Source organism: Streptococcus salivarius, from assembly GCF_000785515.1.
In the GTDB taxonomy this organism is placed as follows: Bacteria; Bacillota; Bacilli; order Lactobacillales; family Streptococcaceae; genus Streptococcus; species Streptococcus salivarius.
On the sequence record NZ_CP009913.1, the window covers coordinates 1,581,609 to 1,594,974 of the forward strand.

1 protein-coding gene is annotated in these 13,366 nt (G+C 39.3%); it reads right to left on the reverse strand.

Features of this window, described 5'->3' with window-relative positions; translation table 11 throughout:
* Positions 1-105: 105 nt before the first annotated feature.
* Positions 106-13,029 carry a streptococcal pilin isopeptide linkage domain-containing protein gene (locus SSAL8618_RS07250; RefSeq protein ID WP_371212471.1) on the reverse strand — a complete coding sequence of 4,308 codons (12,924 nt, stop codon included), beginning with the start codon at positions 13,027-13,029 and terminating at the stop codon, positions 106-108.
* Positions 13,030-13,366: the final 337 nt, after the last annotated feature.

Sequence of the window (13,366 nt, forward strand, 5' to 3'; positions counted from 1 at the left end):
TATTTTTAGACACAAAAGAGACTCACCCCTTATGGGATGAGTCTCTTTTTCGAAAACTGAAATAGTCTAACTAACTATGTTGAGGGATTTAACCTATGAACTATCTTAGTCTTCTTTTTTGCGTTTTCCTGCCAAACCAAGTCCAGCTGCCGCAAGGATTCCTCCGAGAGCCATAGCTGCCATAGACGCATCATCACCTGTTTCAGGGAGTGCTGGTCCTTTAGGAGCTTCTGGTGTAGTTGGTGGTGTCACTGGTGGAACCACTGGAGTTGGAGGAGTCGGTGGAGTTGGTGGAGTTGGTGGAGTTGGTGGAGTCGGTGGAGTTGGAGGAGTCGGTGGTGTCACAATATTGTTGAACTCAGTATCTTCTGGCAATTGAGAAGTTACTGTCAAGACTTTACCGTCTTTAGTTACTGAAACAACGACTGTAGCAACCATCTTATCGTAGGTAACAGTTGCATCGTTACCTTGTACTTCTTCTACTGTGTAGACGTGAGTACCTTCTTCACCACGTTTGTACTCAAGAGCTGAGAACTTGATCTTACCGTTAGCATCATTGCTTACAGTTTCAATCACATTACCCTTGCTGTCTTTAAGTACGAAGCTAAACTCACCAGCTTTAAGTTCACGACCTTCAAGTTTCTTAGTGAATTCAAACTCAACCTTAGTTGGGATATTGACTACACGTTTTTCTGTTGGTTTTTCTGGTTTTTCAACAGATTTCTTAGTTGGGTCGTATTGGTGAACGATTTGTGACGCAGTATTTTCGATGTCTACACCATCTTTAGCAGTGCCTTTGATAGTTGCAGGAATATCGAACTTGTAGTAGCGTCCGAATGCCAATTTAGCAGTATCGATCACTTGAGTATTTTCTGCATCACCGAGTGACTTAGTAAGGTCAGACTTAGATGTTGCAGTGATTACACCATTTTCAACCTTGATGTCGAACTTAGCTGTCACATCTTCTCCTGTTACAGAGTCGTATGCTTTAATATCAGCAACATTGATGTTCAAGTTTTCGCTGTCATATTTATCTGTAACACCTACAGATTGGATATTGTGAGCGTCAGTGAAGTTAGTTGTGTCGAGCCATACTTGGTAGACAAACTTATCACCTTTCTTGAGTGTCTTAGTATTGATATTTTCAGCTTCGTTGTTAGCTGTGTTGTCAGCATAAGGATCCTTGTTAGTATCGCCTACTTTATCTTTCAACTCAGCATCATCGTCAACAAGTTTCATACCAGTGATATCGAATTTCTCTTTAGAAACAACGTATTTCTCTGGTTGGAACTTAGGTTTTTCTGGTGGACGAACAGTGTTGTTAAATTCTTTGTCTGCTGGGTCGTTCACTTTAGTGATAAGAGCTTTCGCTTTACCATCATGTGATACTTCAACAGTGACAAGAGCTTTCATACCGTCGTATTGAACAGTACCGTCAGTACCTTTAACTTCTTCTACTGTGTACTTGTAAGTGCCTTCTTGGCCTTTCTTGTACTCAATAGGTGAGAATTTAACGTTACCTTTAGCGTCATTGCTTACAGTTTCAAGAGTCTTACCTTCTGAATCTTTAAGCACGAAGCTGAATTCGTTAGCTTTAAGCTCACGTCCTTCCAAACGTTTAGTGAAGTTGAATTCTACTGAAATTGGAACACTGTTAACACGTTTTTCAGTTGGTACGTTTGGTTTTTCAACTTTCTTAGTTGTTGGGTTGTAGTAGTTAACAACTTGGGCTGCTGTATTTTCGATATCCACACCGCCAGCGACGTCTGCTTTCACTGTTGCAGGAATATCAAATTTATAGTAGCGACCAAACTCGAACTTAGTAGTGTCGATAACTTGAGTGTTTTCAGCATCGCCAAGTGACTTAGTGAAGCCATCTTTAAGGTTAGCTGTAACAACACCATTTTCAACCTTAATGTCAAACTTAGAAGTTACATCCGCACCTGATACTGAATCGTAAGCCTTGATTGCTGATGCATCGACATCCAACTTAGTTTCATCGTAGTCATCAGTGATACCAACAGTTTGGATATGATCCTTGTTGTTAGCGTCAAATTGAGTTGTATCAAGCCATACTTGGTAGTAAAGTTTTTGACCAGGTTTAACTGACTTAGTATTCAAGTTTTCCAATTCGTTGTTTGATGCATCATCAGCGTAAGGGTTGGTATTTGTATCTGCAACCTTATTAGCCAATTCTTTATCATCATCAACAAGTTTAGTACCTGTTACGTCGAATTTCGCTTCAGAAACAACATATTTTTCTGGTTGGAACTTAGGTTTTTCTGGTGGACGAACAGCATTGTTGAATTCTTTATCAGCAATTTCACCAACAGTTGCTACAAGAGCTTTAGCAGTACCATCATGAGAAACAGTGATTGTTACATTCGCTTTCATTGTATCGTATGTAACAGTTGCATCAGTTCCTTTGACTTCTTCTACTGTGTACTTGTGAACGCCTTCTTGGCCTTTCTTGAATTCAAGTTTAGAGAATTTAACGTTACCAGCTGCATCATTCTTAACAGTTTCAACAACTTTACCTGCTGCATCCTTCAACTCGAATGTGAATTCGTTAGCTTTAAGCTCACGACCTTCCAAACGTTTAGTGAAGTTGAATCCGACTTCAACTGGAACACTGTTAACACGTTTTTCAGTTGGTACCTTAGGTGTTTCAACCTTCTTAGTTGTTGGGTTGTAGTAGTGAACAACTTGTCCAGCTGTATTTTCAATATCTACACCACCAGGAACAGAGTCTTTAACAGTGGTTGGGATATCGAATTTATAGTAACGACCAAAGGCAAACTTAGTTGTGTCGATGATTTGAGTATTTGCATCGTCTCCAAGTGACTTAGTGAAGCCATCTTTAAGGTTAGCAGTAATCATACCATTTTCAACTTTGATATCGAATTTAGCTGTTACATCTTCGCCTGTTACTGAATCGTAAGCTCTAATAGCTGAAGCATCAAGATCCAATTTAGTTTCATCGTAGTCATCAGAGATACCAACTGTTTGGATGTAATCTTTGTTGTTAGCGTCGAATTTAGTTGTATCGAGCCATACTTGGTAAACAAGTTTTTCACCACGTTTAACAGACTTAGTATTCATGTTTTCTTTTTCGTTGTTTGATGCATCATCAGCATATGGGTTCGCATTTGTATCTGCGTACTTGTCTGCCAATTCTTTATCATCATCAACGAGTGAGTTACCCTTGATGTCAAATTTCTCTTTGTTCACAACATATTTCTCTGGTTGGAACTTAGGTGTTTCTGGTGGGCGAACTTTGTTGTTGAACTCTTTGTCGTTAGCGCTTGAAGCGAATCCGCCTGTTGAAGCGTGGTTAACGACAGTTGTGAGAACTTTACCTTCCTTAGTGACTTCCACTGTTACAGTTGCTTTCATAGCATCGTAAGTGATTGAAGTATCTTTACCAGCTACTTCTTCAACTGTGTAAGTGAATGTCTTACCAAGATCAGCTTTGTTGAACAAGAGTTTTTCAAACTTGATGTGACCATCTTTATCGTTGGTTACTGTTTGAAGAACCTTGTTGTCTTTGTCTTTCAATACGAAGCTGAACTCACCTGCAGTCAACTCACGGCCTTCAAGTCGTTTAGTGAAGTTGAACTCGAGTGGAACTGGAACATTGTTTTCACGTGTTTGAGTTGGTTTTTCAGGAGTTGTAACTTTCTTATTGAATGGGTTGTATTGGTGAATTGTTTGGTTAGCTGTATTTTCAATATCTACACCGTCGTTAGCATCAATGTCTTTAACAACAGCTGGAATATCAAATTTATAGTAACGACCAAACTCGAATTTAGTTGTATCGATGACTGGAGTAGCATCTGTTGCACTAATAGCTTTAGTCAAGCTTGCTTTAGATGTACCGTAGAGAACACCATTTTCAACTTTAATATCGAACTTGTCTGTAACATCCTTACCAGTGATACCATCGTAAACCTTGATTTCAGAAGCGTCGATATCGAGCTTAGCTTCTTCGTAGTTATCTGTGATACCAACTGTTTGAAGGTTGCTTTCTGCAGTAAAGTCACGAGTATCAAGCCATACTTGATAGTAGATCTTTTGACCACGTTTGAGGGTCTTACCATTCAAGTTTTGGATTTCAACTTTATCAGCTGAATCGTCGTCATCAGCAAGTTTATTACCAATGATGTCGAAGCTTGGTTCTGAAACAACGTATTTCTCTGGTTTGAAGTTAGGAGTTACGTTGTTATCGAAGACACGATCGTCACCTCCATAAGCATCTCCACCTACTGTAGCGTAAGAGATAACTGTTGACAATTGATCTCCTACTGAAGGTTGGATAACTTGAACAGTAACATTGACTTTCATGTTATCGTAAGTAACAGTTGTATCAGTTCCTTTAACTTCTTCTACTGTGTAGTTGAATGTCTTACCAAGATCTGCTTTAGCATAGTTGATAGTAGAGAATTTAACTTTACCTTCGGCATCATTCTTAACTGTTTCAAGAACATTACCTTTTTCATCTTTCAATTCGAAAGTAAATTCTTTATCTTGCAACTTACGTCCGTTAAGTGTCTTACCGAAGATCAACTCGATAGCAGTTGGAACGTTGTTAACACGTTTTTCAGTTGGTTTGTTTGGTTTTTCAACAGTCTTAGTAGTTGGGTTGTAGTAGTTTACAACTTGAGCTGCTGTATTTTCAATTTCAGCACCATCGTAAGCACCGTCAGTAACCTTAGCTGGGATGACAAACTTGTAGTAACGTCCAAATTCGAACTTAGCAGTATCGATAATTTGAGTGTTTTCTGCATCGCCAAGTGACTTAGTGAAGCCAGCTTTAAGGTTAGCAGTAATCACGCCGTTAGCGATAGAGATGTCGAACTTGTCAGTAACATCAGCACCAGTCTTACCATCGTAAGCCTTGATATCTGATTGCTTAACTTCCAATTTAGCTTCATCATAATCATCAGTGATACCAACAGTTTGGATGTTATCCTTATTGTTTGCATCAAATTGATTTGTATCAAGCCATACTTGGTAGTTAATAGTGTCGCCACGTTTAACAGCTTTAGTATTGATGTTTTCTGCTTCGTTGTTATCAGCTTTATCCGCATATGGGTTCGCATTTGTTTCTGCGTACTTGTCAGCCAACTCTTTATCGTCATCAAGAAGTTTAGTACCAGTGATATCGAACTTACCGTTACCATCGCTAAGAACGTATTTCTCTGGTTGGAACTTAGGTTCTTCTGGAGGAGTCACACGGTTGTTAAATTCTTTATCCGCAATGTCGCCTACAGTCGCGATAAGAACTTTAGCTGTTCCATCGTGTTTAACTGTGACTGTTACATTCGCTTTCATTGTGTCGTATGTAACGGTTGCGTCTGAGCCTTTAACTTCTTCTACTGTGTAGTTGTGTACGCCTTCTTGGCCTTTCTTGAACTCAAGTTTAGAGAACTTAACGTTACCTGATGCATCATTGCTTACAGTTTCAAGAGTCTTACCTTCTGAATCTTTAAGCACGAAGCTGAATTCGTTAGCTTTAAGCTCACGGCCTTCCAAACGTTTAGTGAAGTTGAATTCCACTTCAACTGGTACGTTGTTAACACGTTTTTCAGTTGGTTTGTTTGGTTTTTCAACTTTCTTAGTTGTTGGGTTGTAGTAGTTTACTACTTGAGCCGCTGTATTTTCGATATCTACTCCGCCTTTAACATCAGCTTTAACTGTTGTTGGGATGTCGAACTTGTAGTAACGTCCGAAGGCGAATTTAGTTGTGTCGATAACTTGAGTGTTTTCTGCATCGCCAAGTGACTTAGTGAAGCCATCTTTAAGGGTTGCAGTGATCACACCGTTGTTCACAGTGATATCGAATTTATCAGTTACTTCTGCACCAGTTACTGAATCGTAAGCTTTGATCTTAGTAGAATCAAGATCCAACTTAGCTTCATCGTAGTCATCTGAGATTCCTACTGATTGGATGTTGTCCTTGTTAGCTGCGTCGAATTTAGTTGTATCCAACCATACTTGGTAAACCAACTTGTCGCCACGGTTAACAGTCTTGGTATTCAAGTTTTGTTTTTCGTTGTTTGAGGCATCGTCCGCATATGGGTTCGCATTTGTGTCTGCGTACTTGTCTGCCAACTCTTTATCATCATCAACGAGCTTGTCACCTGTGATATCGAATTTCTCTTCAGAAACAACGTATTTCTCTGGTTGGAACTTAGGTTCTTCTGGTGGAGTTACACGGTTGTTAAATTCTTTATCCGCAGGGTCTGTCACGTTTGTGATCAAGGCTTTCGCTGTCCCATCATGAGAAACAGTAACAGTTACAACAGCAGCCATTTCATCGTAAGTGACAGTTGCATCTGTACCCTTAACCTCTGTTACAGTGTACTTGTAAGTACCTTCTTGACCCTTCTGGTATTTAAGAGCTGTAACAGTTTTACCAGCTTTATTTGTGTACTCTACTGGAGAGAATTTAATCTTACCAGCTGCATCGTTGGTTGCAGTTGCAATCACAACATTGTCGCTATCTTTCAACTCGAATGTGAATTCGCCAGCTTTAAGGTCACGACCTTCCAATTTCTTAGTGAAGTTGAATTCTACTGAGATTGGAACACTGTTGACACGTTTTTCAGTTGGTTTTTCAGGTTTTTCAACTTTCTTAGTTGTTGGGTTGTAGTAGTTAACAACTTGAGCTGCTTTGTTTTCGATATCTGCACCAGCTACAACATCGTCTTTCACTGTTGCTGGGATATCAAATTTATAGTAGCGTCCAAATTCGAACTTAGTTGTATCAATGATTTGAGTGTTTTCAGCGTCGCCAAGTGACTTAGTGAAGCCTGCTTTAAGGTTAGCTGTAAGAACACCGTTGTTATCAGTGATATCGAACTTGTTAGTAACATCTGCACCAGTAACTGAGTCGTAAACCTTGATATCTGAAGCATTAACAGTCAATTTATCCTTGTCGTAGTTATCTGTGATTCCTACTGTTTGGATATTGTCTTTGTTAGCTGCATCAAATTTAGTTGTATCCAACCATACTTGGTAGTAAAGTTTAGATCCACGTTCAACTGACTTAGTATTTAAGTTTTCATCTTCGTTGTTGTTTGTATTATCAACATATGGGTTTGTATTTGTTTCACCATATTTATCTGTCAATTCAGAATCATCATCAACGAGTTTAGTACCAGTGATATCGAATTTCGCTTTAGAAACAACGTATTTCTCTGGTTGGAACTTAGGTTCTTCTGGTGGAGTTACTGTATTGTTGAACTCTTTATCTGCAGCATCTGTTACGTTGGCAACGATTGCTTTAGCTGTACCGTCGTGTGAAACAACAACTTTAACAGTGGCAACCATTGTGTCGTATTTGACAGTTGTATCTGTACCAGGAGTTTCTTCTACTGTGTAGTTGTATGTCTTACCAAGATCATCACGACCAAATTTAAGAGTCTTGAAGACAATCTTACCAGCAGCGTCGTTCTTCACGCGTTCAACTTCAACGCCGTCTTTCTTCAATACGAATTCGAATTCGTTAGCTTGTAGTTCACGACCTTCCAAACGTTTTGTGAAGTTCATTTCCACTGGAACTGGAACGCTGTTAACACGTTTTTGTGTTGGTTTTTCAGGTTTTTCAACTGTCTTGCTTACTGGGTTGTAAACGTGAACTGTTTGGTTGGCTGTATTTTCAATATCAGCACCAGCTTTAACAGATTCTTTAACAGTTGCTGGGATATCAAATTTATAGTAACGTCCAAAGGCGAACTTAGTAGTATCGATAACAGGGTTGTTTACTTTATCTTTGATGAATTCATCTTTAGAAGTTGCAGTGATTGTACCATTTTCAACTTTGATGTCGAATTTAGCAGTCACATCTGCACCAGTTACTGAATCGTAAGCTTTGATGTCAGCAGCGTTAACGTCCAATTTTTCTGCGTCGTATGTATCAGATACACCAACGTATTGGATGTTGTTAGCTTCTGTGAATTTAGTAGTATCAAGCCATACTTGGTATACCAATTTAGAACCGCGTTCAACAGTCTTAGTATTCAAGTTTTCTGGTTCGTTGTTTTTAACACCATCAACATATGGATTCTCATTTGTTGCTGTGTACTCGTTACCAGGTACATCATCGTCGTCATCCATCAACTTGTCACCAGTGATGTCATATTTCTCTTTAGAAACGACAAATTTTTCTGGTTGGAATTCAGGAGGCGTTGGAGGAGTGACTTTGTTGTTGAATTCTTTATCGGCAGTACCATCAGTAGCATTACCGTTGGCATCAACCCCACCAGTTGAAGATACGTTTGTAACTGTAGTCAATGAATGACCGTTCTTAGCAACTTCAACTGTAACAGTAGCTTTCATCTTATCATAAGTCATACCAAACTCTTTGTTGGCTGGGATAACTTCTTCTACTGTATAAGTGTGAGTACCTACTTTAGTGTTGTCGAATGACAAGTTAGAGAATGAAACATTACCAGCAGCATCATTCTTAACTGTTTCAACTACTGCACCTGTAGAATCTTTCAATACGAAGCTGAATTCACCTGCTTTAAGTTCACGACCTGCCAATTTCTTAGTAAAGTCAAACTTAGTCACAACTGGAGCAACAACATAGTTGTTGAACTCAGTGTCTTCAGGCATTGTAACAGCAGTACTCAAGAGACCTGTAGCGGCATCTTTAGTAACTTTAACTTTCACTACTGCGTTCATAGTATCGTAATCGATATTTGTATCGTTACCAGCTTTTTCACGCACAGTGTAAGTGTGTTCACCTTCAGCGCTGTATTCAATCGCATCAAATGTGATTGAACCATCTGCAGCATTTTTCTTAGTTTGGATTACATTGCCATTTTCAAGCAATTCGAATGTGAAGGCATCTGCTTCAAGTACTTTACCTTCAAGACGTTTAGTGAACTTGAATTGAGCTTGAGTAGGAGCTGATGTGAAGGTATTGTTGAACTCTGTATCTGCAGGAAGAGTATTTGTTGCTTTAAGTACGTGACCTTCTTTAGTAACAGTAATTGTTACTTCAGCTTTCATCGTATCATATTGCATTCCTGCTTCAGAACCTTGAACTTCTTCTACAGTGTACTTGTGAGTACCAACTTGTGTATTGTCAAAAGTCAAATCGTCAAAGGCTACAACACCTTCTTTAGTATTTGTCTTAGTTTGAAGAACTTTACCAGTTGAATCTTTCAATACGAAGCTGAATTCACCAGCTTTCAACTCACGACCCGCAAGAGCTTTGCCGAAGTCGAAACGAGTCTTAACTGGAGCTACTGCAAAGTTGTTGAACTCTGTATCTTCTGGCATTGTAACATTAGCAGTCAAGATACCAGATGCAGCATCTTTAGTAACGTTAACAGTTACTACTGCATTCATATCATCGTAATCGATGTTTGTATCTGTTCCAGCTACTTCACGTACAGTGTAAGTGTGAGAACCTTCTTTATCGTAAGAAATAGCGTCGAATTGGATTGTTCCGTCAGCCGCATTCTTCTTAGTTTGGATTACTTTACCATTTTCAAGTAATTCAAATGTAAAGGCATCCTTAGTAAGCTCTTTACCTTCAAGTTTCTTAGTAAACTTGAATTGTGCTTGTGTTGCAGCAGGTGTGAAAGTATTGTTGAATTCTGTATCTGAAGGAAGGGTATTTGTTGCTTTAAGTACGTGACCTTCCTTAGTAACAGTGATTGTTACTTCAGCCTTCATTGTATCGTAAGTCATACCAGCTTCTTTATTTTCTGGGATAACTTCTTCTACAGTGTACTTGTGAGTACCAACTTGAGTATTATCAAAGGTCAAATCATCAAAGGCTACAACACCTTCTTTAGTATTTGTCTTAGTTTGAAGAACTTTACCAGTTGAATCTTTCAATACAAAGCTAAATTCACCGGCTTTCAACTCACGACCTGCGAGAGCCTTGCTAAAGTCAAACTTAGTCTTAACTGGAGCTACAGCAAAGTTGTTGAACTCAGTATCAGCTGGCATTGTAACGGCAGCGTTCAAAAGACCTGTTTGAGCGTCTTTTGTGACATTTACAGTCACAACTGCGTTCATTGAATCGTAATCAATGTTTGTATCTGTTCCAGCTTTTTCACGTACAGTGTAAGTGTGTGTACCTACAGTTGCATATGAGATTGGGTCAAATTGAATTGAACCATCAGCCGCATTTTGTTTAGTTTGAATCACATTACCGTTTTCAAGCAATTCGAATGTGAAGGCATTAGCTTCAAGAGTCTTACCTTCCAAACGTTTTGTGAAGCGGAATTGTGCTTGTGTTGCAGCAGGTGTGAAAGTATTGTTGAATTCTGTATCTGTTGGAAGAGTGTTTGTTGCTTTAAGAACGTGACCTTCCTTAGTAACAGTGATTGTTACTTCAGCCTTCATTGTATCGTAAGTCATTCCAGCTTCTTTAGCTGCAGGGATAACTTCTTCTACAGTGTACTTGTGAGTACCAACTTGAGTATTGTCAAAGGTCAAATCATCAAAGGCTACAACACCTGCTTTAGTATTTGTTTTAGTTTGAAGAACTTTACCAGTTGAATCTTTCAATACGAAGCTAAATTCACCGGCTTTCAACTCACGACCTGCGAGAGCCTTGCTAAAGTCAAACTTAGTCTTAACTGGAGCTACAACGTAGTTGTTGAAGACTTTATCATCTGCACTTGAAGCAAATCCACCAGTACCACTGTATTTAACTGAAGCTTGCAAATCACCTTTAGAGTTCTCTGTAACAGTAACTGTCATAGTAACTGTCATTGCATCGTAATCAACGTTTGCATCTGAACCTGCAATCTCAGAGATTGTATATTTGTAGGTACCAACTTTATTGAAGCTTAATTTACTAAATGTAGCTTTACCGTTTTTGTTAGTTACAGTTTCTTCATATGAAGGAAGTGATTTGTTTTCATTGACTTCTTTGATCTTGAAGCTGAATTCACCATCAACAAGTACACGTCCTTCAAGTTGTTTTTCAACTTCTGGAGTAACTGTTACAGGTTCTTGTTTGACATAGTAGTAAATAGGTTGTTTGTACGGTGTCAAAGTGTTGAGCAAGTCAACGTTGGTACCGATACCTGTAACTCCACGCTCTAATTGCGCATTATCTGAACCGTGTCCAATTCCATCTCCTAAGAATGGCACGAATACAGAATGATATGGTTCATATCCAGAAGCTTTTTGGAAGTCAAATGGAACTTCTTTACCGTTAGGATATTGTGTGACTGCTCCAGTTTTTGGATTAGTTTCTGTATATGAAATTGTTCTAAGAGGTGTTTTCTTAACAACTAAATCCTGTGAATTCCATTCACCTGGTTTAATCGGCTTAGTTTCTGCTAGCAACATATAGCCATCGGTACTTAATGAACCATCAGAACGTTTGCTTTGTTGTCTTGGATCTAGCAAGTAAACACGAATAACGACTGAACCATCTTCTCCAACAACTTCTTTGATACGTTTGATACCGTAACGGTCCGCATCCATGAATTTCGTACCAACGGTGTAAGGACGACTTACAGTACCTGATTGATCATTTGCATCAGCTGCTTGATAAAGTTTGTATCCATCAAATTGACGTTCGCCAGATGCTGTGAAACGTTGTCCTTCTTCAGCTTTAAGAGTGTATGAAGCTAACTCAACTTCATTGCCATTTTCTTTATAATCTTGAACAGTTTTATCTGTTTTATTGGCGTTAAATGTCGGATTGTTTTTATCAACTACTTTATAGTAAGTTGTTTTATTAATTGTTACTGGTATTTTAGCGTTTGAATCAGTAATTGTACGACCATTGTAAGCTGGTTCAACAACGTTTAAAATATCTGTTGTAGTACGAGCGTTATAAACCGCAGTATAAAGTGCTTGCTCTGCAGGCGTAAGTTGGTGCCCACCAGCTACTAAGTCTGTGATACTCTTTCCAACTGCATAACCATTTTGAATAAATGGTTCTGCTTTTTTACCCTTTGGAGCAGTTCCAGCTTTATAATCTACTTGGAAAGTTAATTGGCTATTAGACGCTGCTGTAGTAGTCGTGAACTTTTGAACCCCACTAGAAGCGGTAATCGTTCTAGTTTCAACTACACTACCAGTATTTTTGTCGAGCAATTCAACCGTTGTATCGGTAGAGTCATCAAATCTCTTATAGGCACGCGCATAATATTTTGTACCATAACGTTCATTGAATTTAGTAAGATCCCAAATAGCATACGTATAGAAGTCGCCTTCTTTAGCTTGGTAACCAGCTGGTACGGTTTGAGATGCAACAGTTGCACCATTTGGATCCGTCATACCAGGTGTAGCAACTTCACCGTCTTTTAGGAAAGTTGCTACAGCAACCGGCTCGTTATTGTGGTCTGTAACAGCACGACGGCTACGACGGCTACGACTTGTTGCCAAAGCACCACCATTTGTCATATCAGTTGCAGCGCGATCAAGTGTTGCACTGCGATCTTCAGCAGCTGCTCTAACTGAGTAAGCACGTGCTGTAACGTTTGGCTTAACGCTTGTTGCTGCTGCCGCAGTTTCAGCTGCTGCTGTTTCTTCAGCTACTGGAGCGGCTGTTGCAGCAGTACGATTAGCCGCTGTTGCAGCTGGAGTTGCTGCAGCGGTTGTCGCTGAAGCTGTTGTTTCAACGTTGTTGCTAGCTGCATTTGTAGATGCCGCTGTAGCTGGTTTAGCTGTTTCTGTAGCAGCTTTTTCAGTTGGTTTTGCAGTCTCTGAAGCTGGTTTAGCTGCTTCAGGTTTTGCAGTTTCTGTAGCTTGTTTGTCAGTTGTCTCTGCGGCAGCCTTATCTGTTGTTGAAGCTTCTGGCGTCAAGTTAAATGTTGACGCAGTTGCCTCAGTTGAAGATACAGCTGCAGTAGGATCTGCTTGAGCTGTTGATGCTGTTGACGTCTCAACCAGGTCTGAAGAACTCTCGCCCTCAACTGATGAACCAGGGTTTGATGAAGAAGCATCAGGTGCTGTGACTTCATCAGCCTGTGCAGTATGAGCAGCAAAGAGTGCCGTTCCTAGCAAGACTGAAGCGACACCAAACGAATATTTACGCAATGAAAATCGTTGGCGTCTGTTAAAAATGTCTTACATTTCAAGTCTCCCTCTGTATGAAATAGTTAGTTATAGGTCACGAGTATACAAGAATCCTATACTTGAACTCATGATTCTATTACATTCTAACATTCTGACAATTCATGGTCAAGTGATTAAGTCAACTTTTTTTAAAAAAAATCAAGTTGTCTGACAATTCAACCAACAGCTTTTGCTCGTTTTTTATTCTTACAAGTGTAAAACCCTTGATTTTATTTGCTTTATACCGTTTTCAAATTTCTATTTTATTTTCTTTTCATTCCTAACTTTCTCATGATTTTCACGGAAGATGTTAGACTTA